This window comes from Pantoea sp. YU22 (assembly GCF_003970755.1).
GTDB lineage: Bacteria > Pseudomonadota > Gammaproteobacteria > Enterobacterales > Enterobacteriaceae > Pantoea > Pantoea piersonii.
The window spans coordinates 214,033-237,589 of record NZ_RYDU01000004.1; the positions used below are offsets into that span (position 1 = coordinate 214,033).

Consider the following 23,557-nt stretch of genomic DNA (forward strand, 5'->3'; position numbering starts at 1 on the left):
AACGCGATGCGCTGGAAAAAAACGCTACAGCTGATTGATGTGCACTGTGAAGGTGAGATAGGCAAAGTCATTACGTCGGGCGTCATTGATATTCCGGGCGCCACGATGCTCGACAAGATGAATTACATCAACGAGGTCGATGACAGTCTGCGCCGTTTAGTCACGCTGGAGCCGCGCGGCTGCCTGCAGATGTCGGTAAACCTGCTGCTGCCGCCGACGGTGCCGGGGGCCCATGCCGGTTTTATCGTGCTCCAGGCGGACAAGGCGCATCCAATGTCCGGCAGCAACTGCATCTGCGTGGTGACCGCGCTGCTTGAGACCGGCATGGTCGCCATGCAGGAGCCGGAAACCCGGGTCGTCCTCGACACGCCAGCCGGCATCGTGACGGCCATTGCACGCTGCTCCGACGGCCGCTGTCTCAGCGTTTCGCTCGATATGGTGCCCGCCTTTGTTGAGCATCTGGATCGCGAGTTCGAGATCCCCGGCGTGGGCAAGCTGAAGGCGGATATCGCCTTTGGCGGCGTCTACTATGCGCTGGTGGACGTGGAGCAGATCGGTCTGACCATCGGGCCTGATAACGCGCGCGCCCTGGCGAGCTACGGCGTCGATTTTCGCCACTACATCAACCAGCAGATCAAGGTAGCGCATCCTCTGCTGCCGCAAATCAATGAGGTCGCCTACGTTATGTTTCGCCAGCGCGAAGAGAGCCGAATCTGGCGTACCTGCACTACGCTGCCGCCGGGGCGGGTCGATCGCTCACCCTGCGGCACCGGCAGCTCGGCAAACCTGGCGACGCTTGACGCGCGGGGCGAGGTTGAAATCGGCGATGAGCTGACCTCGCGCTCTACCATTAACGGCGAGTTCAGGGTGCAGCTGCTCGGCCGTACGCAGGTTGGCGAGAAGTCGGCCGTGTTGCCGCGCGTAACGGGACGGGCCTGGGTTTACGGCTTTCAGCAACTGGGGGTGGATCCGGACGATCCTCTCTCCGCCGGCTTTATGCTGAGCGACACCTGGGGACCGGCATTGTCCTGACTGATGCTGACCGCTAACATGCCTTTAAATTCTTCAGCCAGAGAGTCGGATAATGCGCAAAAAAAGTGAGAAAGAAGAGGGAGCAGGACGTCGCCACGGCGGACGTTATATCTATGAAGAGCTGCGCCGCCAGATCCTCACGCTTCAGCTAAAGCATGGCGAGCAGCTGGATGAGATTTCGCTGGCGACCACCTTTGGCCTGTCGCGGTCGCCGGTGCGCGATGCGATGGCGCGGCTGGTCAGTGAAGGGCTGGTGACTATTCTGCCCAACCGGACGGCGATCGTGACGCCGTTTGAGATTGAGGAGTTTCCTAACTACATCACGGCGCTGGACTTAGTGCAGCGCGCGGTGACCCGTCTGGCGGCGCTGCATCGCAACGATGAGGATATCGCCCGTATCGAGGCGGCCAACGAAGCCTATATGGAGACGGTTTATAAAGGTGACTTTAGCGCCATGACCGAGCGCAACAAGGAGTTTCATCTTGCGATAGCCGCTGCGGCGCGCAACGGCTATCTGGCGAAATACTATGACAAATTACTGTCGGAAGGGCAGCGCATACAGCATTTACAGTTCGATTTTATGACGCGTCAGGACGCGCCCTCAAAGCTGGGACGGGATCACGATGAGCTGATCGCGGCGATTAAATCGGGCGACGCGGATCTGGCGGACACCAGAGCGCACGAACATACAATGCTGTTTCAAAATCGCTTTCTGACCTTTATGCAGCGCAATTTATTAAAGGATATGGAGCTGAACTATTAATTAACGGCTCCGATTCTGCCCGCTGATTTTGTCGCACCCGCAGATTCGTTCCGGCAGACTGCTGCCGCCTTTTTAAGCTTTTTCATATTTAACCATCGTTAAAAGGACTAAAAATGAATCGCTTTCAGAACAAGAACGTCATTATTACCGGCGGCGCGGGAGGAATAGGCGAGGCCGTCTGCCGCCGCTTTGCGCGCGAGGGCGCGCAGGTGTGGATTCTGGACAGCAACGCCCGGGCAGCGGCGGCGCTGGCAGAAGATATCAACGCTTCGGGCGGCAGGGCGCGCTGGCAGGCGGTGGATCTCTCCAGCCGAGAGGCGATCGCGGCCTTTGTCTCTGAGCTGAAAGCGCAGGAAAGCCGCATTGATGTGCTGATCAACAATGCGGGTATTAACCGGCGCGGCGCGCTGCTTGATCTGAGCGAAACGGACTGGGAAGAGACCTTTACCCTGAACCTTGATGCGCTGTTTCATATGTGTCGCGCCGTACTGCCGCATATGATCGCGCAGGGCGGCGGCGCCATCGTCAATACCGCCTCGCAGTGGGGCCTGCACCCGGCGCCGGGTCATATCGCCTACAATACCTCTAAAGCCGCCGTGGCGGCATTTACCCTTAACCTCGCCCGCGACTACGCGCCGGCAAAGGTGCGAGTTAACGCCGTCTGCCCCGGCGAGGTCCGCACGCCCATGCTGGAGAGCAATCTTGCCCGCAGCGGCCGCTCGCTGGACGATCTTAATGCGCTGGTGCCGTTCGGGCGTATTGGCGAGCCGGAAGAGATTGCCGCGGCGATCGCTTTTCTCGCTTCTGATGAAGCGCCCTATCTGTGCGGCTCTTTGCTGGAAATCACTGGCGCACAAGCCGTCGCTTAACCAAAGGAGTGAAGATGAGTTCTCTGTCAGGAAAAACGGTGCTGGTAACCGGTGCGACCAAGGGCATCGGCAGCGAAATAGTAAAAGCGCTGCTCGCGGAAGGCGCGAGGGTTATCGGTCACTACGGCCGCGACAGGCAGAGCGCCGGGCAGATGCTGGCACGCTATCCCGAACGTCTGCAGTTAATTCAGTCAGATTTAGCGCAGGCGGACGGCGCACAGCGGCTGTGGCAGCAGGCGCTGAGCCTCACCGAGACCATTGACGTGCTGGTGAACAACGCCGGGATTTACGTCGCGACGCCGCTGAACGACGCGGCGGCCTGGGACGACGGCTGGCAGCTTAATTTACAGGTGAATCTGAAAGCGCCGGCAGACCTGTGCCGACTGGCTATCGAACGCTTCGCCGCGCACGGCGGCGGCATCATTATCAATATGGCCAGCCGCTCCTCACATCGCGGCGATGGGCCGGATCATCTTGCCTACGGCGCGGCTAAAGGCGGTCTGCTGGCGCTGACCAAAGGTATCGCGCGCGGTTATGGCCATCAGAACGTGCTGGCCTACGCGCTGGCGCCCGGCTGGGTGCGCACCGCCATGGCGGAAGAGCATATCGCCAGCGTTGGCGAAGAGAAGGTCACGGCCGATCTGCCGCTGCGGGAAGTGACGCCCCCCTCCGATGTCGCGGCGATGATCGCCTTTCTCGCCAGCGGTAAATGTCGCCATGCCACCGGCTCGACAATCGACATTACAGGCGCAGACTACGTTCGTTAACGTTTTCTCTCGTTGCGGGCATGCTTAAAACCTCTGTTCGGCGTCTGCCCGCCTTTTCTGAGCTGTTCCTGATCCATTAAGCCAGGCTTAACCCTTTGTAAGTACGCGGATATATCGCCTGGCTTCTCTCTGCCTCTCTGTGCAAGATGTGATCTTGGTCACATCGTCCCGATCTATTAATCATAATTTAAAGTTATGTAAACACGCTGCATTGACTTTGTTAAACGCCGGGATCTATCCTTCACGCCGCTATGTGTACATGTTTGTATGCATTTATCTGCTGGAGCAGATTACGCAATGCTTAAAGCACAAGGCTGATAAAGATGCGCGGACGCTAAGTCCAGGTTGCAACATCAAATAACCCCGCAAAATTTATGACGTTCCTGTTCGTAACTGAAACGGGCGGGCAGCCTTTTGCCTGATAACTGTCGGCGGGAAAGGATGTCTCTTTTCACCGGGATATTTGTCAGTTGAGAGCGGAGTGGATGCCTTTATTAATTAACAAGGGAAATAATTTATGAATGTGAATAAACCGGGGAAGCTCGGGCGAATCTGGCTAAGGCTGGTCGGCATTGTCACCGCCCTGGCCGGTCTCTATTTTATCGGCGGCGGGGGCTGGCTGGTCTGGCTGGGCGGCAGCGGATACTTTTTGATTGCTGGCGTGCTGCTGCTCGTCAGCGGTATTTTACTGTTCCGCCGTCATATGGCGGGCGCACTGCTGTTCGGCGTTACGCTGATTTTCAGCATTATCTGGTCGTTAATGGATGTTGGGCTGCAGTTCTGGCCGCTCTTTTCCCGACTCTTCGCACCCGCTGCGGGCGCGGTGCTGATTGCGTTTTCCGTTCCTCTGCTCTCCCGCCATCGTCAAACGCGTCGCTGGTCGCTGGCCTTCGGCGGCGTGGTTGCGGTTGGCGTAATTGCCGCCTTTATCAGCACCTTCCAGCCAAAGGGAATTATCCGCAACGGAGATGTGGCAGCAAACAACGCGTCCGCTCACGATATCGCACCAGACTCCGGCCCTCAGGACTGGCAAACCTGGTCGGGAGATAGCAGGGGCTCACGCTTTTCAACGCTGAGCGATATCACCCCTGAAAACGTAAACGATCTTAAGGTCGCCTGGACGGCGCATACCGGCGAAGCCGTGGTGCCGGATAAAGGTGATGCGGAAGATCAGAACACGCCGCTGCAGATCGGCGACAGCCTGTTTGTCTGCACCGCCTACACCTCGCTGATCTCCTACGATATCGACAGTGGTCAGGAAAAATGGCGTTACACCGCGGGCCGGGGCAACTCTACCTATCAGCGCTGCCGGGGCATTGGCTACTTTGATGCGACCCGCGCTAAAAACGTGGTATCGCCAGGCAGCGCGCTTGACGCCTCCGTCAGCCCGCAGCGGCTGTTCTTCCCGACCGGTGACGGGCGCCTGGTCGCCATTGATGCGCACACGGGCAAGCCCGCCGCGAACTTTGGCGATAACGGCGTTGTCGACCTGAAGACCGGCATGGGCGAAGTGAAGCCTGGCTACTATCAGCAGTCTTCCGCGCCGCTGGTGGCTGGCAACCTGGTTATCGTCGGCGGCCGCGTTATCGATAACTTCGAAACCGGTGAGCCGCCGGGTGTGGTTCGCGCCTTCGATGCCGTGACCGGAAAGCTGGTATGGGCGTGGGATCCAGGTAATCCTGCGGTGACGCGCGAGCCGCTCTCCCCGGCAGGTTATACCCGCGGCACGCCAAACGTCTGGGTCGGTATGTCTTATGACGCCGATCTCGGCCAGGTTTACCTGCCAACAGGCAACGCCACGCCGGACTTCTTCGGCGGCGAACGTACCCCGGAAGATGACAAGTACAGTTCCTCTATCGTGGCGGTCAATGTGGCAACCGGTCGTCCGGTCTGGCACTTCCAGACCGTTCATCACGACCTGTGGGACTTTGATGTCACGGGCACGCCGCTGCTGTATGACATTAAAAACGATGACGGCACCGTCACGCCTGCGCTGGCTGAAACCTCTAAAACCGGCATGATTTACCTGCTCGATCGCCGTAACGGTAAACCGATCGCGCCGATTGAGGAGCGTCCTGTACCACAGGGCAATCTGCCGGGCGAACGCTATTCGCCTACGCAGCCTTACTCCTCAATGCCGGGTATCGGCAATGAGACGCTGAAAGAGTCCGATATGTGGGGCGCCACGCCGTTCGATCAGCTGCTGTGCCGCATTCGCTTTAAGTCCAGTCGCTATGAAGGCATTTTTACTCCTCCTGGGCTGGATATGACGCTGCAATATCCAGGATCGCTTGGTGGAATTAACTGGGGAGGCGTCTCAGTTGACCCCACGACGAATCTGATGTTTGTTAATGATTTACGTCTGGGTCTGTACTACAAAATGGTCGCTGCCAAAGACATTCCACCGGGACAGGGCACCAGCGAAGGGATGGGGTGGATTGTCCAGAAAGGGCTTCCGTTTGGTACTTTGCGTGAGCGTCTGATGTCGCCGCTGGGTGTGCCTTGCCAGGCGCCGCCTTTCGGCACGCTCTCGGCGATTAACCTGAAAACGCATCAGCTGGTATGGCAGATTCCAGTAGGCACCGTCCAGGATACCGGGCCGTTAGGAATACCGGTTGGCCTGCAGATGCCGCTGGGTATGCCAACCCTGGGGCCATCGCTGGCCACGCGTTCTGGCCTGCTGTTCTTTGCGGGTACGCAGGATTTCTATCTGCGCGCATATAACAGCCACACGGGCGAGGAGCTGTGGAAATCACGTCTGCCAGTGGGCAGCCAGAGCGGTCCCATCACCTACCGCTCGGCGAAGACAGGCAAGCAATACGTGGTTATTTTTGCCGGCGGCTCACCACATTCTGGCAAGCGCGGCGATGACGTTATCGCCTACAGCTTGCCCTGATGGCAGACGCCTGTAGCAGGTGAACAGCGCTCAGGAGAGCCGTGAGTGACGCTCGCGGCTCGCCTGTTACTGGCTACTGATAGATGATTCCCGGCGGGTTCACCTCTGACGCGCTGACCGCTTCGCTCGACTGTCCCCACCGCTTTAACGCCTCACGATACTTCCCGTTCTGAATCAGCCCGTTTATCGCCTCCTGCAGCGCGATGTCCAGGCCGTTTCCCTTTTTGCTTGTGACGGCGACCGGCGTACGATAAGGGCCATAGCCGATGATTTTGGTTTTCCCGTTCAGCGCGACTTTCCAGGAGGCGGAAGAATCTGGACCAAACATTGCGTCGGCGCGTCCTGAAAGCAGGTAGAGCATGGAGGAGGCTTCGTCCGACAGATAGATGAAGTCGACAGGCTTCAACCCCTTTGCCCGGTTTTTTTCATCCCAGCTGAGCAGTATTCTCTCCTGATTAGTGCCTGACTGAACGATGATGCGCTTGCCTGCCGCTTCCTCAGGGGAGTTGATGCTGGTCAGGCTGCTGTCAGCCCTGGCGGAAAAGCTCTGTCGGCTGGAGCGGTAGGTGGCGAAATCAAACTTCTTTTTTCTCTCCTCGGTGACCGCGATATTAAACATGGCCGCATCATACCGCCCGGAGGTAATGCCCAGCGGCCAGTCCTCCCAGGCGGTCGGAATAATTCTCAGCTTCAGCCCCAGGCTCTGCGCAATCAGCGACGCGATGTCCGGATCGCTGCCGATAAGCGATTTATTGTCAGAGCCGAGAAAGTAGAGAGGCGGCGAATGGGTGGTTGAAATGGCGATGGTCAGATAGCCCGGCGTAATAAAGTGAAAATCTGCAGGTATTTTTGCGACAGCTTTGGGGTTAATCGGGGTGGTCAGCGGTTGTTCATTTTTGACAATATCCACGCGCTTAAAATCATCTGCATAGAGCGTGAGAGGAAGAAAGAGGGTAAAACAAAGCAGTTTTGCTAATAAGTTCATCGGGCGGTCCTTATCTGGCCGAGGCGTGGCCTTAATTAATAATGACGGGAGTGCATATCTTTTTATTCGCGTATCAGCGGGAAATAACGATATCCTGTTTTAACGCGTTTGCTTAATAACCATTCCGGCTATCAAAGCCGTTATATTAAATAACGGCTTTTCTTTGGGGCGGGAGGAAAGCAAGAAGACGCTCAATAACTTTTATAGCACCCGTGACAGGAACTGTCGGGTGCGCTCATTTTTGGCATCCGCCAGAATTTCCGCACCGCCGGTTTCAATAATTTTCCCGTGATCCATAAAGACAATATTGTCGGCAACTTCGCGTGCAAACCCAATTTCGTGCGTCACCACGACCATCGTGGTACCTGAGCGGGCCAGGTTTTTGATAACCTCCAGCACTTCGCCCACCAGCTCGGGATCGAGCGCTGAGGTTGGCTCATCAAAAAGCATCACGCGCGGCCTGAGCATCAGCGCGCGGGCAATCGCTATACGCTGCTGCTGACCGCCCGACAGATGTCGCGGCCAGGCGTCGGCCTTATGGGCAAGTCCCACGGTGGTCAGCAGCCTGCTGGCGAGCGCGATAGCCTCATCTTTCTTCAGCTGCTTATGCGCGACCGGCGCCTCAATTAAGTTCTGCAGAACGGTCATATGGGGGAAAAGGTTAAAGTTCTGAAAGACGTAACCCACGTTAATGCGTTGCTTAAGGATCTCCTTCTCCTTAAGCTCGTGGAGCCGATCGTTTTTCTTCCTGTACCCGATATATTCCCCGTCTATTTGAATAAAGCCCTGATCGACGCGCTCAAGGTGGTTGATGGTTCTTAACAGCGTTGATTTTCCCGAGCCGGAAGGCCCCAGAATAACGGTAACGGTACCCGGTTTAATATTGAGCGAAATATCATCCAGCGCCTTATGGCGTCCAAAGTATTTTGTGATGGATGAAATCACGATCTCACCGCGCAGAGGCTTATCGAAATCGACGGCTTTAAGCATTTAATTTTCCTCTACGGCCTGGATGGATTTTACGCGTGAGAATAAAGGTTTCAGCGATCCTTGCGGGCTGCGCTGCGCGCTTTTCGCCAGATGCCGTTCGACAAAATACTGAATGGCGGAGAGTGCCGTAGTGATAATCAAATACCAGGCTGCGCCCACCATCAGCAGCGGAATGACCTCCTGGTTGCGGTTGTAGATCATCTGAATGGTGTAAAACAGCTCCGGCATGGCCAGCACATAAACCATCGCGGTTCCCTTCGCCAGGCTGATGATTTCATTAAAAGCAGTAGGAATAATGGCTCTAAGCGCCTGCGGCAGGATAATGCGTAGGGTTCTGCGCCGCGCGGAAAGCCCCAGCGCTGCGGCTGCCTCAAACTGGCCATGATCGACGCCCATAAAGCCGCCGCGAATGATCTCCGCGCTGTAGGCAGACTGTACTAATGTCAGGCCGATCACCGCGGCGGGAAACTGTCCGAGCACGTTGATCGTCGGGAAACTGCCCCAGCTCAGCGTGGTAAAGGGGATGCCTATTGAGAGCCGGTCATAGAGATAGGAGAAGTTATAAAGCACGATCAGCACCACGATCAGCGGCAGCGAGCGAAACAGCCAGATATAGCCCCAGGAGAGCGCCCGCAGCAGCCATGAGGATGACATACGCGCCATCGCGAGCAGGCCGCCAAACAGCAGGCTAAGTACGGTGCCCCACAGCGTCAGCAGCAGCGTCTGCCCTAAACCGTGGATAATGACCGGATCAAAAAACCATCGCGCAAATACGCCCCATTCCCAGCGTGGGTTCAGCGCGACTGACTGAATAATCCCGGCGAAAATCGCCAGCGCGAAGATACTGCCTGCGATCCTTCCGGGATAGCGCGCCGGAACGACTTTTAATGTGTGGTGTTTATTCATCAGGAATTCACTTCAAGAGGGTCAATGGCCTTGCGGAAACCCAGTCGGCCGTCGTAAGGAGGCAGCGAGTAGCGCTCCAGATCGCCGCTCAGATCGTGCAGGGCGTGAAAACCGTGGCGCAGATAGAGCCGGGTGGCGCCGCGCTGCCGGAAGCCGGTTGTCAGGTAGATCTGGCTATAGCCCGCTTTCGCCGCCAGTCTCTCCAGCTCCGATAATATTTCTCCCGCCAGGCCCTGCTGGCGAAGATCGGATCGCACCCAGATGCGCTTGAATTCGGCGGTCTGCGCGTCATAGCGTTTAAAGCCGCCCATGGCGAGGATCTGGCCCGCCTTCTCCAGCACGATAAAGCCACCCTGAGGCGGCAGATACCATTCGGTTTGTTCAGGCACGGCGTGACGAGAAAAGTAGTCGCCGTAGAGGCTGGCGTACTCTTCCATTAGCCCCTTCATAATCTCTGCGAGCGCCTCGTCAGCCGGCGAGACGAGGCGAAAAGCGTAGCTGCTCTCCAGCGGCATACTAATCTCCCAGTCCTGGCGGATTAATTTCAGAGCGATCGATTTTTTCGATCCCCTCGCCCCAGCGATACAGCACCTTGAAGTAGTCGCCGTTTTCAATAACGCCGTTAAGCGCGACGTTAACGGCGTTTACCAGCCCTGAATCTTTTTTAACGGCCGCGCCGATATGTGCCGTTTTCGGCCAGCCGCCCGCCACGCTGCCGACCCGATGCGTAGTGCCCGTCAGTGCGGCTTTCCAGGCGCCGATCACATTAGGGCCAAAGTAGGCGTCTGCGCGTCCCGATTGCAGCGTCAGATTGAGCATCGCTTCATCGCGGGAATAAACCGGAGTGAAGGGTTTAAGCCCTTTCGCCTGATTCTGCTTGTCCCAGGCCAGCAGCACCGCTTCCTGATTGGTGCCGGAGGTCACGATAATGCGCAGCCCGGCAATATCCTCTGGCTTAGAGATTGAGGTAATGGGGCTATCCTTTTTCACGTAGAAGCCCAGCGTATCGCGGCGATAGGTGGCGAAGTCAAACTTTGCCTTGCGCGCGTTCGTTACCGTTACGTTGGTGATAGCGGCATCATATTTCCCTGCGATAACGCCCAGCGGCCAGTCTTCCCACGAGGTCGGGACGATATTCAGTTTCAGGCCCAGGCTATCCGCGATCAGCCTTGCCATATCGACCTCGCTGCCGAGCAGGGTTTTATTGTCGTCGGCATAAACAAAAAGCGGGGGAGAGTTATGTGCCAGTACTGCCACGGTAAAGTAGCCGGGCTTTACAAAATGAAAGTCCTTTGGCAGCGCGGCAAGCGCCGCGGGATTTTCAGGCGTATCGACAGGTTGTTTATTCGCTTCGAGGCTGATGGGCTGACCGTTCAGCGAGACAGCGTTCTCATCCGCCAGCACCGGACAGGTGGCGAATAACAGCAGAGCGACTGAAAGCGTTTTTTTGATATTCATTGACCCGCCTGCCGTTGCGTTATTTTTTTGTTCAGCAAATTCTCCCGCAGGGTATTTGCGCGATAGCTTTTGGGCGTAAGCCCTCTTTCCTGAAGAAGCGGCACGACCCGATCGACGAAGCGGGGAAACGTATCGGGCGTTCCGCCCATGATGATAAAACCGTCTGCTGCTCTGTTCTCAAACCAGTGCTGCAGTCCGTCGGCTACCTCTTCTGCCGTGCCGATAAACACCGGACGCGGCGTCGCGGACTCCAGCGCCGCCTGGCGTAGCGTAAAGCCTTGCTCTTTCGCCTTGCGTTTGATTTCGTCGGTATAGCCGCGAAAGCTGTTCTGCCCGAGCGTGCCCAGCTCCGGGAAAGGTTCGTCGAGCGGATATTGTGAAAAATCATGGTGATCAAAATAGCGACCCAGGAAGTTCAGTGCCTCCTCGACGGAAACCAGCCCGGCGACGGACTGATACTGCTTTTCCGCATCCTCGGCGGACTCGCCGACAATCACCGTCACGCCCTGCAAAATCGCTAAGTCAGCTTCGCTGCGCCCATAGTTGTTCAGCTCTCCTTTCAGGGATTCATAATAGGCCTGCGCTTTTTCGACGCTGTCCTGACGGGTAAAAACCGCCTCTGCCTGGGCGGCGGCGAGCGCGATCCCCGCATCGGAGGTGCCCGCCTGGAAAATAACCGGCTGCCCCTGCGCCGAGCGTCCTATATTTAGCGGACCCTGAACCTGAAAATATTTACCTTCGTGATTGAGGGTGTGCATTTTCTCCGGGTCAAAGAACTGCCCCGTCTCTTTATTACGCACAAACGCATCTTCATCCCAGGAGTTCCATAAGCCTTTCACGACTTCGATATACTCTTGCGCTATCTGGTAGCGCTCTCCATGGTCGGGATGCTTCTCGCGGGAAAAGTTTTTCGCCGAGCCCTCAAGCGGCGTCGTGACCACGTTCCAGCCCGCCCGCCCATCACTGAGATGATCGAGGCTCATAAATTGCCGGGCAACGGTAAACGGTTCGCTGTAGGAGGTCGAGACGGTGCCGACCAGTCCGATTTTGCGGGTTACCAGCGCCAGCGCGGAGAGCAGCGTCATCGGCTCAAAGCGGTTGAGAAAGTGGGGCGCGGATTTTGCGTTAATAAAGAGGCCATCGGCGACAAAGACAAAATCGAAAATTCCCTCTTCCGCCTTGGTCGCAATGCTGCGTGCGAAGTCAAAGCTGATGCTGGCGTCTGCCTGCGCGGTTTGATGACGCCATGCGGACATATTTCCCATCGCGCCATGGATCATGGTGCCAAGATGCATTTTCCTGTTTTTCATCATATTCCAGATTAATCAATGCCGGTAAATAAGACGTATGAATAGCCGCCGCTTTTACCTGGGGCGGCTATTTATCCCTGACGTCACGTTAATTAAGCGATCTATTCGCTAGCAGTTCGATCGATCTCACCCGGGCGCGCGCTTCCGCGACAGGCGTATCAATGATGAATTCATCAATATGATATTTCTCATGCAGTCGCGTCAGCTTTTGGTGGATATCGCCAGCGGTGCCGTGCAGCAGCGACGGCATCCGCTTTTCAATGGTGTAATGCTGATACCCCGCCTGCCTGACGTAGAGTTCAGCCAGCTCGTAAGTCGAGACGTTAACGCCCGGCTGGCCTTCGGCCATGACGTGATAAACACACAGGCCCTCAGCGAGCGCGGCGGCCTCAGCCTGGGTGGTGGCGGCGATGACCTGAAGCGCCACCAGCGCTTTTTTGCCGCTGCTGTGCTCCGTGTAGGCCAGCAAAGCGTCCTGCATCAGCTGTTCGTCGCCGTTGATGTGTGCCGCATAGACAAAATCCCACCCCAGCTCGGCGGCGAGCCGGGCGCTTTCCCGGCTGGCGCCGAGTAAAAATCGCGAGGCGGGCTGAGCAGGGGCGGGCGTCGCCTTGAGTTCCTTCTGCTTTTCCTCCCGCGCTGGCCGTAGCCAGCCGTCCAGCAGGCGAATCTGAGCGGCAAAGTCGCCTTTTTCTGCGGGATTCACGCCCTGTTGCAGCGCCCTGGTGGCAAGCGGCAGGCCGCCGGGCGCTTTACCCACACCTAAATCGATACGGTCAGGCGCAAGCGCAGAAAGCAGGTTAAAATTCTCCGCTACTTTATAAGGGCTGTAGTGCTGGAGCATGACCCCGCCTGAGCCGAGCCGAATGCTTTTCGTCTCGCCGATCGCTCTGGCGATCAGCAACTCCGGCGAAGGGCTGGCCAGGGCCGTGGAGTTATGGTGCTCCGCAAACCAGTAGCGGTGATAGCCTAATCGCTCCGCTATCTGAACGAGCTGCAATGAGCGAGACAGTGCGCTCGCTGCGTCTTCAGATTTATCGAGCGGGCATTTATCCAAAATGCTTAGCTGGTAGGTCATTTGTCCTCCTTGTATACATGTTTGCATTTTTTTATTTATTGCCTGTGATTGCAAAGAACAAAAAAGCAAAAACAAATTATCTATCTGGCAATGCAGCAAGCTTTTTTCTGGGCTCGGTTGTCACTTTTCTGCTTTTTCACTCTTTTTCGCTAAGCGATCAACTTTAAATTAAGGGCGTTTGCCGGGCGGTGGGGAGCCAGAAAATCAACGGCTTTAACCGCTTATTAGCGGGAAAGGATTGCCTGACAGGATGAATGATATGAAACCATCAAGATAAAGCGTGACAAATACCTTTTTTAACTAACAGTTATTTCTAAGCGTGAGATCGCTAAGACAAGAAGAAAGAGAGTGGCAATTACTGATTTTCAGCCAACGGGATTGTTATTATTTCAAACAGGCGAACCTGGGTAGTAATCGATCCCACCCTAAACGAGACGCTAAAGCGTAACGCGGCGGATGAGGATAGTGATCATTTTGTAACTTTTTGATGTTTAGATATTGGCTGTTTCGCCCGAAGGAAATTTACGCGCGGGCATCAACTTTTAGCCGTTAACAAGGCGTTTCAGCAAGAGGGTGGGAAAGAGAGGCATTTTGCGGTAAAGAACTGACGGCACAGGTTTGCGTCGGGAAAATAACCGAACGCCATCTTATGGGATTAATAGTAGATTAAAATAACACACTCCAGCTCTTCCTGAAGACGGTATACTTCTTTGAAGTAACTTTGGCATTCGGCGTTGTTATAGTTAGCCGCATCATTATTTTTCAGGCGCTCACATATCTTGCCATAAAGAAAGCGGTAAGCGTGCTTGTCTGAATTTTCGCCATGGCAAACAAAATGAAGGAAATTCAGGGTATGTCCACACTCTATAAAGCCGCAGGGCCGCAGCCGGGATAAAATATGCCTTTTTGATAATCTACCAGTCGATATTTTCTGAACAGGGCTTTGTTTCCCTTTGGGCGGGGCGCTACCTTCTTACGCGGCGGCGCCTGATACCATAAGCGTTGCTGGCGGCAAAATTAACTTTAACGCTTCAGTTATAGCGGCCCCTGTGCGGCAGATAATTCATCTGATGGCCAGCATGCCACGCTGGGTCAGATTGCCAGAGACAACGCGTAATCCCCTTACCCGTTACACCAGGCGAAGGATTACGCGCAGAAATGCCCTCACAAAAGCGCTGGCAGAACAGATGCCAGCCTGAAATCAGAACACCACAGAATAATTGAGACCAAAGGTTCGGCCACGGCCCTTATAGGTATAAAGGCCTGCATCGCCATAGGTCGGGCTGTAAAGCCCCGGCGCTCGCTGACCCCATACCGTGGTGTAATCCTTATCCAGCAGGTTCTCTACGCTGAAGCTGAGTTTTCCGACCGGCAGAGCGTAGCTTCCCAGGAAATCAACGGTGTTATAGCCATCGATTTTTTTCCCATCAGCGTCGGTGAGATCAAAGGTTTGCGTGCTCTGGACGCGCAGATTCCAGTCGCCCGGCGCCCAGTTCAGCCAGGCGCTGACTTTAGATGGGCTGGCGCTGTCTATTGTCAGCTTCTCCCATTTACCCTCTACGCGCGTTTCCGATTTGATGATATTGAAGTTAGAGCCGGTGCTCCATTCGCTGTCGTCAAAGAAATAATCAACCTGTCCCTCAACGCCATAAATGCGACGCTTGTCGTCATCCAGATTAATGGTCATGTCGGTTTTATTGATACTGATGGTTTTATCTGAGAGCGAATAATAGGCCGCGAGCTGGGTGCGCAGGTTATCCCCGGTAAAGCGCCAGCCTAGCTCATAAGAATCAACTTTAATCCCATCCAGTCTGGAATCGTTCACGTTAACGCTGTTGGTGAGGTTGTAATGGCCGTTAGCCAACCGGTAGGTGCCTGAGCCGTAATATTTTGCCAGATCCGGGATTTCAAAGCCCTGCGAGAAGTTAAACCATACCTGCTGGCGCTCGGTCAGGCGTCCCAGAATGCCGGCATTGAACAGCAGATTATTGTAGTCAGTTGAACCGCCCGGAACCGCATCCGCCGATCTCGCCTGGCCGGTGGCGATCGCCTGCTGCTGCGCATAGCCAACAAAGTCGTCTACCTTGTTTTTCGTATACTGATAGCGAACGCCGCCGCTTAGCGTGATGGCATCGATGTCGTAGCTGGACTGCAGGAATGGCGCGAGGTTGGTAATGCTGTAGCCCGGATAGCGCCCGACATTATAGGCATTTTTCAGCGTCATCCCGCCGCTTTGCGCAGCCGTGTTCAGGTCAAAGAATTGCTGGTTAGCGTCAAAGGTTTCATGATCGACGTCGACACCGTAAGTCAGCGACAGAGAGTCGACCGGTTTACTGTTAATGGTCAGTTTGCCGCCGTAAAAATCGGTTTTTTGCTGCGAGGCGCCGATACTGGTGACGCGATTGCGGCTAAGGGTAGGGAAGGGGTAGAAGCTCAGGTTTTCGTCACGATAGTAAACCTGTGCCACCAGATCCTGACCCATAAAATCGGTATTGGAATACTGCAGGTTAATCAGATGGCGCTCGGTTCCAGGCAGACGGTCAGAGTCGAGACTGCCAGAGTTGCGGGCGTTGCCGGAGCCGGTTACGGCCGAGAAGTTCTCGCCCAGATAAAGCCCGTGTTTGCCGTCTGATTCGCTCTTGAAGTACTGCGTGGTCAGCTGCAGCTGCTGGTTCTCATCAATATTGAGCGTGCCGGTGCCCATAATATCCAGGCGATCGGAGTACTGCAGCCCGGTCTGGGTATTATCGATGATCGCCTCATTGCCTTTGCCATCATACCAGCCGCCATAGCGCTGATAGGCAACCGACAGGCGGCCCGCAGCCTTGTCGTCGCCGCCGCTCACGGCAGCGGCAATATTTTCATCACGATCGTTATGGCTGTTGAACCCGCTCTTAAACCCGGTTTGCAGCTCCGCTTCCGTTCCCGCCTGGCCTTTTTTAGTGACGATATTAATCAAGCCGCCGGTACTGCCGCCGCCGTAGAGCGAGGTTGCGCCTGAGATCACCTCAATACGTTCGATATTAAAGGGATCGATCGCGTCCAGCTGGCGGCTGTCGCTGCGCGATGAGTTGAGGCGAACGCCGTCCACCATCACCATCATCGAGCGACCGCGCATGTTCATGCCGTAGTTCGTTCGCCCCTGACTGCTGACGTCCATGCCCGGAATAAGCTGCGCCAGCACCTCCTTCAACTCTTTACCGCCCTGAACCTGCTGCTCAATCTCAGCCTGCTCAATGATCCAGGTGGTTTGCGCCATCTCCGCCACGCTGCGATGCGTGCGGCTGGCGGAGACGACCATCTGTTCTTCTTTTGGCTCTTCAGCCCAGGCGCTGGAAGAGAGCATTGCGAGTAAACAAGGATTTAAAACCCACAGATACGGCTGTTTCATTTGTTATTTTTTTCCGATGAATTTAATACTGAAATGAATTAACGGATTGTTGATGATCCTGTTCGTGCTGCTCCGGCTGCTGTGTACGCCAGTGGATCACGCCAGGGGTGGTGGTCAGCTCGAAGGGCGCTTCCGGGTGCGCGCGATTGAGAATGCGTGCGGCACGCCAGGCCATCAGGCTGAGCTGGGGTTCAGCAATGCCAAGGCGCTGCATCCCGGCATTGACGGCAAAAAGGCAATTACTTTCCGGCCCGTCCCAGTTAAGGGTGAAATCAGTGTTGATCTGGAAATTTTCGTCGCGGTCCAGCGGCAGGCGGTGCGCGACTGGCGCCAGGAAGGCTGGGCGCACAGCGCGGTAGCCGGTAGCAAAAATCACCACATCCGTTATCAGCTCCTCTTCTCCGCTGTCGAGGTGATGACGCAGCCCCAGCCGCTGCGCATCCTGTTCCTGCTGAAGAGAGATGACCGAACGTGACGGCATCAGACGTGCCCACGGCTGCTCGCGCAGCACTTCAAACCGGTGATACATCGCCCGATAGATGGCGAGAAGCGACTCGCTGGTAATGCCGTCTGACGTCATCTTCTGTTCGTTCAACATCTGCTGACGTGCGCTTTCGTCCAGAGTCGAGAAGCTTTCCAGATATTCCGGCGTGAAATACTCATTGGCAAAGGCGGCTTCATCCAGCGCGTTGTAGTTGTTGCGGCGCGACACCCAGTTCAGTGAGGCGGGCTGGCCCCACTCGCCGCGGAAGATATTGAGGAAAAGATCGGCTCCGCTCTGTCCTCCGCCGACAAGAGTGACGCGCTTATTTCTCAGGTCTGGCTTGCGCAGCATCATCTCGCTGGCGTGGAAGCAGCGATCGCTCTGTTCAGTGACGCACGCTGGCAGACTGGCCTGTTTGCCAATGCCAAGGCAAATGTGCCGCGCCTGAAAACGGTCGTGGGCGGTTTCGACCGTGAACAGCCGGGTTTCGTCGTTAAAGCTTACTTGCGTTACCGGCTGGTTAAATGCCAGATTGCTGAGACGCTTCGCCACCCAGGCAAGGTAATCCGCAAACTCCTCTCTGGACACCGTACGCTGTTCAGTGGTCAAGAAGCGGTAGAATTTTTTCCGCTGTACCAGATAGTTAACAAAGCTATAGCGGTTCGTCGGCTCAACTGCGCTCACCAGATCTTTGAGAAAGCTGGTTTGCATCGCGCAGTCTGGCACCATCATGCCCGGATGCCAGGCGAAGTGGGGCTTACGCTCAAGAAACAGCGAGCTAAAACCTTCCAGTCCTTCAGCCAGAGCGGCAACGCTGAGGTTGAACGGTCCGATGCCGATGCCAATGAAATCATATACCTTCATTTTGCAGACTCCTGGGTGACCAGATAGAGAGGGTTATCAAGATCGGTGAGATAGTCAGGCAGCATTCGGCTGCCGCCGTCATGCTCTGAGAAAGTCAGCTTTACCGGATTGAGGATGACGCGGATGATCTGCGGCCTGAACAGGTCAAACATAGCGAAGCGCTCGGCCATCTCCGGGTGTTGCGCCATGTACTGCTGAACCGTGCTGGCGAGCAGGCGGTAGAAATGGGGTTCGTCGATGCCCGACTGCAGCGTAAGACGAGAGATAAAGCGCAGCACGGTGACAAAATGTCCGGTCTGCAGGTCGTGAATAAGATAGTCGGCGCTGAGGCGCGCGGTGACATCCTTAACGGCGGCGGGCAGCGACGCCGCTTCCGGAAAATCTTTATCAACGAGGCGCATATCGCCCTGAAAATCCTTGAGCAGAATGCGCTGCGGTATAGCGTCCTTCATCACCAGCGTGACGTTCTGACCATGCGCAATAAGCGCCACGCCGTAGCGACACATCAGGTGATAGAAGGGGATCACGACCGCTTCAAACATCCGGCTAAGCCAGCTTGCCGCATCCAGACCCGAGCGTTTGATCCAGGCGTCAATCAGCGGACGGCCGGCGTTATCCGTTTCCATCAGCGCCGCCATCAGCACGGCCTGCTCGCCCGGCTGCAGATAGCAGCAAGGGTTTTCGCGCCAGATAACGCCGAGCATCTCCTGGTAGCGATACGGCGCTTCAGGTAGCGCGGCATAGCCTTCGTGGGATAAATAGCCTGCGGCAGGCTCCGCCAGAATCTGGGCGCCCGTCGCGCGTAGCGTTTTATCCTGAGCGAACTGCGTCTTTAACCAGCCGGATGCCAGCGGCCCAGCGGCGATATACTTTCCAGGGATGCCGCGATAGCAGGAGGTGTTGTAGATTGTCAGCGGCAGTTTGATATCGAACCGCGCCGGTCGGCTAACGTTGGTCAGCGTGCGCAGCGACTGCTGGGCCAGATAGTGGTCACCGAAGGCACCCAGCTCAACCATCTCTCCGCGTGCCAGATAAGGCAGAAAATGAATCGCGATTTTTTGCTGCCACTGCCAGGGGTGGACGGGCACTGCGATCCAGTTTTCGTCGAGTCCGGCTGACTGCCAGCGCTGATGAAAACGCGTTAACTCCGCGTCATTCATGGCACTGGCGATCAAGGCAGGGATGTCGCACGCCTCATCGTGGCGCCAGATAAATTTATCCCGTCGAACCGCTATCCAGTGCAGGCGAAACCGGTTCCCATACTCCGGCGCATAGGCGCGCAGGGCATCCAGTCCCCAGCCGCGGCGGCCTTTGTTGAAGATAAACTTTGGATGCCCGCTGAGCAGGCACTGCAGCTCATCCGGATCACGATCAATCAGATCGTCCGCGCTCAGGGAGTGGCGCGCTTCCAGCAGCTGTAAATCGCCGCGCAGCGTGGCGTAGAGATCTTCCAGATGCTCTGCCGTCTGGGCATCGCTCATCTCCAGCACGACGGCCAGCAGACGCAGCAGCGCGTCAGCGTCCATCTGCCCGCCGCGTAGAGAACCGGCATCGATGTGTAGCCAGCCCCAGATGCTGCGGCTGGCCGTAAATTCCCAGCGTGCCGCGCCAACGGCGATTTCCCAGCGTCCTGCTTTTTTTTCCACCGCGCGCAACGCCTGCTCGTACTCAAGCTCGGCGAGCATTTTGGCAATCATGTCGCGATTAACGCGTTCCCACATCATAAGCCCACCTCCGTGAAGAACCGGCTACGCTCGCTCATCACCAGGCGGGAGCGCTTGTGTGGGAAATCGAACTCTTTAAGGGTGTGGTAACCAGCAACGGGCAGATGGCGAAACAGACGCTGATTGTCGTAACGCGGTTCAGCGACGATGCGCTGCGTACGGGGTTCGTCGAGGAATAAACAGTGCGTCAGCCCGCGAAGCCAGCTGCGGATAAAGTGCGCGCCACGCCACGCCTCTTCGCCAACCAGCATATGCAGGCCGCGATCGTAAGGGTGCCAGCGGTAGTGGCGGCCGATGCGATCTTCCGCCGCCCAGTAAATTTCAAAATAGCCAAACGGCTCATCGTCGAAACAGCCAATCACGGGGTAGCAGTAAGAGGCGTCGAGCTGTTTGCGCAGGTAATTTTCCAGCTCCGGCTGCGGCGCCGCCATTTCCCAGAAGGCGTTGACGCGCGGCGTGTTCATCCAGCGGGTAAAGCGCGCGGCGTCCTCCGCCACGTCAGCGACGCGAAAGCTGAGCGTCCGTTTAATCTGCGGATCGTAACGTCGATATATTTCACCGTCTGGTCTTGCCGGACGCACCGGATAACAGAGCTGACGATCGTCATCGAACTGCATTTTCCCGCTGGCAACCGGCTGCTCGCCGCAGCGCCAGAGCGGCAGCTGCCAGAAGGACTCGCGTGAAAAGTAATCGCTGTTGACGGCATCGAAAAGCCTCTGCGCCTGAGGCTCATGCTGCCACTGCGCCCAGGGGAGATGAATGCCGCTCAGGTGCGGCGCGGCGACCAGCAGCTGATCGATCGCCTCTGCAAGCCAGCCGTCCGGGAGGGCCGTTATGAACTGCAGCGAGGCGCTATTATCCAGTCCAAGCAGTAGCGGCAAGGTCTGTCCGGTAAGCGCGCACCGGAAACCCTGATCGCCATGAACGATACTCGCCTTTGGCATCACGCCTTCTCCCTGTAAAACGGATTCTGGAAATCGAAGTAGATCACTGCCGGATCGGCAAGGGTGTTTTCATTGCGATCGTGGAGATAACAAAAGAAGTTGCCTTTGCAGTTCCAGTGCCTGTTATCGAGCACGTAATCGAGGCTGCGGGTATCGCTGACGCGGCTGCGCAACTCCGCCAGCCTGTCGCGCACCAGCGACATAAGACGCGCCTCTGTTTCAAAGCCCGCCGCGCCCAGCGCAGCGGTGACGGCCAGCGTCGAGTTAACCAGCAGGTAATAGGGGAAGTAGCGCAGAACCTGCTCGCGGCTGAAGCGATTTTCTGCATCGGCTTCGTCAATTTGAGTGAGCCAGTCGCCAGCGTTTTCAGTGAAGCCGCTTCCCTGACAGTCGCGATAGAGCAGCCCAACCGGCAAATCCTGCTGCATTTCCACCAGGATGTTTTGCTGATGCGCCAGCAGGACCAGACCGTAATCCGCTTCTGTGCCGAACAGCGGCAGCAGTACACGATCGCAGTAGGCGGTCAGCCAGCATTGCGCCGCCTGGCTTAACGTCAGCCCAAGCCGGACGCTGAGCCTTCTGACCGCCGCCGCCAGCAGGCTCTCTCCGCCGTCAGGCGCAGCCTGCGTCAGGCTGACCAGCACGTTAGTCTGCGTTTCCGGGGTATCGAAGAGGAGATTCACGCGAAACGCCATCAGGCTCTCCTCCTGAATCGCGCCATCGACCGAGCGCAGCCCGGCCCAGCCATCCTCCTGCATAACGCGCATCGCTGGATATTGCATCTGCAGCGCCTGCCAGCGTGGCGTCTGGGCCAGACGGGCAAGACGCATTCCGCGTTTCACCTCTTTCACCGACAGGGTGCGCACGGAATTGGTCAGGCGCACGCTAAGCGAGAATTTGATCATGTCGTTGCTGGAGGGGGAATAAAGTGAACGCGATGAGCTGGTGGGCAGCCAGGCGTTCCCGGCTTCCCCTAAATCGATCACCGCGCCGTTAGTCACCAGCTGCTGACACCAGCCCTGCGATAACAGATGTCGGGCCTGCCAGGGATGCATGGGGATCAGCCAGCGCGTGTCCGTAAACTGGCTCAGCAGCGCGGGCGCGCTCTGTGCGGCAAAGCGCAATAAGCGGGCGCGCAGCGATAAGCCGAGGCTTTCGCCAGCAACATACTGGCAGTCGACGGAGAGCCAGTGCAGCGGGAAGTCTGAACCGAAATCAGGCAGATAGCGGCGGGCTTCCGACGCATCGAAGGGCTCGTGCGATTTCGGGGCAGGGTGGAAGGCGTGGCCCACCAGAAGCGCCTGTTCCGCTTCAGCAAATGAGAGCGGCCTTTGTCGTAACGCAGGCCAGCGATGTCGCAGAGCGATCGCCTGCCAGGTGTTCGCATGGCTTTGCGAGACGCGCTGTTGAAACCGTTCGATGACCTCGCTGTCCAGCTCGGCCCGAATAGCTGGCTTTGCCAGGATCAGGGAGAGCAGGGTTTCAAAGCTGACGGCTTTGCCCTCCGGCGACGCCGGGCTGATGAACAGGGCGGGAAACTGATAGTGATGGTGCTGAGTGGGTGAAAAATAGCGCAGAGGCAGGCACAGGGCGTGCGACGCCGAAAGCGGCAGGTAAATATGCTGTTTCTGCGCTGGCGGCGCGTCTGGAACATACTTCCAGTCACCCGTTTCCCGGAAAAGCGCATTAAGAAAACACTGCGCCGCCACGTCAACGCCAGCCATCTGAGAAAGAGAATCCATTAGTCAGTCTCACCGAATAAATGATAATGATTATCGTTATAATAATTATTTCATTTACAATGGCAACTAATTTTGCAATATTTGCATACATATCATGTCAGGTATACCCCTGTTTTTAACGGTGTCTTTACATTTATGCGTCAGTTACCTCAAAACTGCTTAATATGAAAGCGTCAGGAAAATCGAGCTGGCCTCTGGCTTTCTGTGCCGGTTTACTGGGGATTGGTCAGAATGGCTTACTGGTCGTGCTGCCCCAGCTGGTTGATATGACGGGCCTGACGCTCTCGACCTGGGCAGGCCTGTTGATGTTTGGTTCGATGTTGTTTTTGCCCGCCTCTCCGTGGTGGGGGCGCGTCTCTGAAGTGAAGGGCTGTAAGTTTGTCGTGGTGGTTTCGCTGGCGGGCTATTTGCTGAGCTTTGGCGTGATGGCATTGATGGTATGGCTGATGGCCGAAAGAGAAGCGGGAATCTATGCAGGGCTTGCGGGCCTGATCCTTTCGCGCGTGATTTATGGCCTGACCGTCTCGGGTATGGTCCCCGCCGCGCAAACCTGGGCAATGCAGCGCGCGGGAACGGATAAGCGTATGGCTGCGCTGGCGGTTATCAGCTCCGGCCTGAGCTGTGGAAGATTGCTGGGGCCGCCTCTGGCCGCGCTTGCTCTTGGCGTTTACCCCATGGCCCCCCTTTGGCTGATGGCCGTCGCGCCACTCTTCGCCTTGATACTTATTAGCGGCCAGTATCGCGATCCACCCCTGGCGGCTGTTCCGCATCACTCCGCGCGTTTGCATTCAGGTTTGCTGCCATGTCTGCTGCTGGCCGCGCTGCTCGCCATCTGCATCAGCCTGATGCAGATCGGACTGACGCCTATCCTGCGGGGCATTATTGACGCGCCGGCGGCGGTCAGTCGTCACATTGCCTGGCTACTGAGCCTGGCTGCAGCCAGTACGCTGCTGGCGCAGTTTCTGATCGTAAGGCCGCAGCGGCTAGGCTTACAGCCGCTTCTTTTCACTGCGGCGCTATTGATGAGCACAGGGCTGGGCATGATGGTTATCGGCAATTTAATGTCGCTTTATGCGGGGATTGCCGTCACCTCCTTCGGCGCCGCTATGGCTACGCCTGCTTATCAGCTCCTGCTTAACCAGAAACTTTCCCTCGGCAAAGGGGCCGGCCTGATAGCCACCAGCCACACGCTTGGCTATGGCCTGAGCGCCTTGTTGATCCCCTTTATCACATGGCTATCGGGGCAGAACCACCTGCTGGCGGGCGCATGGATAGCGTCAATGCTGTTCTTTATGATGACCTGCTGGCTGGGATTAACGGCACGCGCTGAAAGCACGCGCTAAGCGTCAGGAAA

18 protein-coding genes are annotated in these 23,557 nt (G+C 56.5%); 6 read left to right on the forward strand and 12 right to left on the reverse strand.

What is annotated here, in order from left to right; all coding sequences use genetic code 11:
* The first annotated feature begins 6 nt into the window (after window positions 1-6).
* From EKL29_RS09075 to EKL29_RS09095, 5 genes are all read left to right on the forward strand, one after another.
* The gene (locus tag EKL29_RS09075; RefSeq protein WP_120456802.1) at window positions 7-1,032 is read left to right on the forward strand and encodes a proline racemase family protein; all 1,026 of its coding nucleotides are present in this window, start codon (window positions 7-9) and stop codon (window positions 1,030-1,032) included.
* Window positions 1,033-1,084: 52 nt separating this feature from the next.
* Window positions 1,085-1,795, forward strand: a complete 711-nt coding sequence (locus tag EKL29_RS09080) for a GntR family transcriptional regulator (RefSeq protein ID WP_126689431.1) — start codon at window positions 1,085-1,087, stop codon at window positions 1,793-1,795.
* A 113-nt stretch (window positions 1,796-1,908) separates the two neighbouring features.
* The gene (locus tag EKL29_RS09085; protein WP_126689432.1) at window positions 1,909-2,664 is read left to right on the forward strand and encodes an SDR family NAD(P)-dependent oxidoreductase; all 756 of its coding nucleotides are present in this window, start codon (window positions 1,909-1,911) and stop codon (window positions 2,662-2,664) included.
* 14 nt (window positions 2,665-2,678) lie between these two features.
* Window positions 2,679-3,431, forward strand: a complete 753-nt coding sequence (locus EKL29_RS09090) for an SDR family NAD(P)-dependent oxidoreductase (RefSeq protein ID WP_126689433.1) — start codon at window positions 2,679-2,681, stop codon at window positions 3,429-3,431.
* Window positions 3,432-3,948: 517 nt separating this feature from the next.
* Entirely contained in the window at window positions 3,949-6,327 is a 2,379-nt protein-coding gene (locus EKL29_RS09095; protein ID WP_126689434.1) for a membrane-bound PQQ-dependent dehydrogenase, glucose/quinate/shikimate family, read from the forward strand.
* Between the two features lie 73 nt (window positions 6,328-6,400).
* Here EKL29_RS09095 and EKL29_RS09100 read toward each other — a convergent pair whose 3' ends face one another.
* The 12 genes from EKL29_RS09100 to EKL29_RS09155 form a co-directional block, all read right to left on the reverse strand.
* Window positions 6,401-7,312 (reverse strand): ABC transporter substrate-binding protein, encoded by a 912-nt coding sequence (locus EKL29_RS09100; protein WP_126689435.1) that lies wholly within the window; start codon window positions 7,310-7,312, stop codon window positions 6,401-6,403.
* Between the two features lie 201 nt (window positions 7,313-7,513).
* Window positions 7,514-8,302, reverse strand: coding sequence for an amino acid ABC transporter ATP-binding protein (locus EKL29_RS09105; protein WP_120456791.1), 789 nt, complete (start codon window positions 8,300-8,302; stop codon window positions 7,514-7,516).
* On the reverse strand, window positions 8,303-9,208 hold the full coding sequence (locus tag EKL29_RS09110; RefSeq protein WP_126689436.1) for an amino acid ABC transporter permease: 906 nt from the start codon (window positions 9,206-9,208) through the stop codon (window positions 8,303-8,305). It lies immediately after the preceding gene.
* Entirely contained in the window at window positions 9,208-9,723 is a 516-nt protein-coding gene (locus EKL29_RS09115; RefSeq protein ID WP_120456789.1) for a GNAT family N-acetyltransferase, read from the reverse strand. The genes EKL29_RS09110 and EKL29_RS09115 overlap by 1 nt, the downstream gene beginning before the upstream one ends.
* Window position 9,724: 1 nt before the next feature.
* Window positions 9,725-10,660, reverse strand: coding sequence for an ABC transporter substrate-binding protein (locus EKL29_RS09120; protein ID WP_311778999.1), 936 nt, complete (start codon window positions 10,658-10,660; stop codon window positions 9,725-9,727).
* 2 nt (window positions 10,661-10,662) lie between these two features.
* Window positions 10,663-11,979 (reverse strand): LLM class flavin-dependent oxidoreductase, encoded by a 1,317-nt coding sequence (locus tag EKL29_RS09125; protein ID WP_126689438.1) that lies wholly within the window; start codon window positions 11,977-11,979, stop codon window positions 10,663-10,665.
* Window positions 11,980-12,064: 85 nt separating this feature from the next.
* Window positions 12,065-13,054 (reverse strand): MsnO8 family LLM class oxidoreductase, encoded by a 990-nt coding sequence (locus EKL29_RS09130; RefSeq protein WP_126689439.1) that lies wholly within the window; start codon window positions 13,052-13,054, stop codon window positions 12,065-12,067.
* Between the two features lie 1,201 nt (window positions 13,055-14,255).
* Window positions 14,256-16,445, reverse strand: coding sequence for a TonB-dependent siderophore receptor (locus EKL29_RS09135; RefSeq protein ID WP_126689440.1), 2,190 nt, complete (start codon window positions 16,443-16,445; stop codon window positions 14,256-14,258).
* 22 nt (window positions 16,446-16,467) lie between these two features.
* The gene (locus EKL29_RS09140; protein ID WP_120456780.1) at window positions 16,468-17,793 is read right to left on the reverse strand and encodes a lysine N(6)-hydroxylase/L-ornithine N(5)-oxygenase family protein; all 1,326 of its coding nucleotides are present in this window, start codon (window positions 17,791-17,793) and stop codon (window positions 16,468-16,470) included.
* Window positions 17,790-19,517 (reverse strand): IucA/IucC family siderophore biosynthesis protein, encoded by a 1,728-nt coding sequence (gene iucC, locus EKL29_RS09145; RefSeq protein ID WP_120456778.1) that lies wholly within the window; start codon window positions 19,515-19,517, stop codon window positions 17,790-17,792. The genes EKL29_RS09140 and iucC overlap by 4 nt, the downstream gene beginning before the upstream one ends.
* The gene (locus tag EKL29_RS09150; RefSeq protein WP_126689441.1) at window positions 19,514-20,461 is read right to left on the reverse strand and encodes a GNAT family N-acetyltransferase; all 948 of its coding nucleotides are present in this window, start codon (window positions 20,459-20,461) and stop codon (window positions 19,514-19,516) included. The genes iucC and EKL29_RS09150 overlap by 4 nt, the downstream gene beginning before the upstream one ends.
* A complete protein-coding gene (locus tag EKL29_RS09155; protein WP_126689442.1) occupies window positions 20,461-22,203 on the reverse strand; it encodes an IucA/IucC family siderophore biosynthesis protein in 1,743 nt (580 codons plus the stop codon). Before EKL29_RS09155 ends, EKL29_RS09150 begins: the two co-directional genes overlap by 1 nt.
* Before the next feature lie 164 nt (window positions 22,204-22,367).
* Here EKL29_RS09155 and EKL29_RS09160 point away from each other — a divergent pair, with 164 nt between their 5' ends.
* Window positions 22,368-23,546: an MFS transporter gene (locus EKL29_RS09160; protein WP_126689443.1), complete on the forward strand. Its 1,179-nt coding sequence runs from the start codon at window positions 22,368-22,370 to the stop codon at window positions 23,544-23,546.
* The last annotated feature ends 11 nt before the right edge of the window (window positions 23,547-23,557 follow it).

What these genes read in the sequence shown, in the direction of transcription:
- EKL29_RS09075 (WP_120456802.1), top strand. Translation starts at nt 7, where the DNA reads ATGCGCTGGAAAAAAACGCTACAGCTGATTGATGTGCACTGTGAAGGT.
- EKL29_RS09080 (WP_126689431.1), top strand. Translation starts at nt 1,085, where the DNA reads ATGCGCAAAAAAAGTGAGAAAGAAGAGGGAGCAGGACGTCGCCACGGC.
- EKL29_RS09085 (WP_126689432.1), top strand. Translation starts at nt 1,909, where the DNA reads ATGAATCGCTTTCAGAACAAGAACGTCATTATTACCGGCGGCGCGGGA.
- EKL29_RS09090 (WP_126689433.1), top strand. Translation starts at nt 2,679, where the DNA reads ATGAGTTCTCTGTCAGGAAAAACGGTGCTGGTAACCGGTGCGACCAAG.
- EKL29_RS09095 (WP_126689434.1), top strand. Translation starts at nt 3,949, where the DNA reads ATGAATGTGAATAAACCGGGGAAGCTCGGGCGAATCTGGCTAAGGCTG.
- EKL29_RS09100 (WP_126689435.1), bottom strand. Translation starts at nt 7,312, where the DNA reads ATGAACTTATTAGCAAAACTGCTTTGTTTTACCCTCTTTCTTCCTCTC.
- EKL29_RS09105 (WP_120456791.1), bottom strand. Translation starts at nt 8,302, where the DNA reads ATGCTTAAAGCCGTCGATTTCGATAAGCCTCTGCGCGGTGAGATCGTG.
- EKL29_RS09110 (WP_126689436.1), bottom strand. Translation starts at nt 9,208, where the DNA reads ATGAATAAACACCACACATTAAAAGTCGTTCCGGCGCGCTATCCCGGA.
- EKL29_RS09115 (WP_120456789.1), bottom strand. Translation starts at nt 9,723, where the DNA reads ATGCCGCTGGAGAGCAGCTACGCTTTTCGCCTCGTCTCGCCGGCTGAC.
- EKL29_RS09125 (WP_126689438.1), bottom strand. Translation starts at nt 11,979, where the DNA reads ATGATGAAAAACAGGAAAATGCATCTTGGCACCATGATCCATGGCGCG.
- EKL29_RS09130 (WP_126689439.1), bottom strand. Translation starts at nt 13,054, where the DNA reads ATGACCTACCAGCTAAGCATTTTGGATAAATGCCCGCTCGATAAATCT.
- EKL29_RS09135 (WP_126689440.1), bottom strand. Translation starts at nt 16,445, where the DNA reads ATGAAACAGCCGTATCTGTGGGTTTTAAATCCTTGTTTACTCGCAATG.
- EKL29_RS09140 (WP_120456780.1), bottom strand. Translation starts at nt 17,793, where the DNA reads ATGAAGGTATATGATTTCATTGGCATCGGCATCGGACCGTTCAACCTC.
- iucC (WP_120456778.1), bottom strand. Translation starts at nt 19,517, where the DNA reads ATGATGTGGGAACGCGTTAATCGCGACATGATTGCCAAAATGCTCGCC.
- EKL29_RS09150 (WP_126689441.1), bottom strand. Translation starts at nt 20,461, where the DNA reads ATGCCAAAGGCGAGTATCGTTCATGGCGATCAGGGTTTCCGGTGCGCG.
- EKL29_RS09155 (WP_126689442.1), bottom strand. Translation starts at nt 22,203, where the DNA reads ATGGATTCTCTTTCTCAGATGGCTGGCGTTGACGTGGCGGCGCAGTGT.
- EKL29_RS09160 (WP_126689443.1), top strand. Translation starts at nt 22,368, where the DNA reads ATGAAAGCGTCAGGAAAATCGAGCTGGCCTCTGGCTTTCTGTGCCGGT.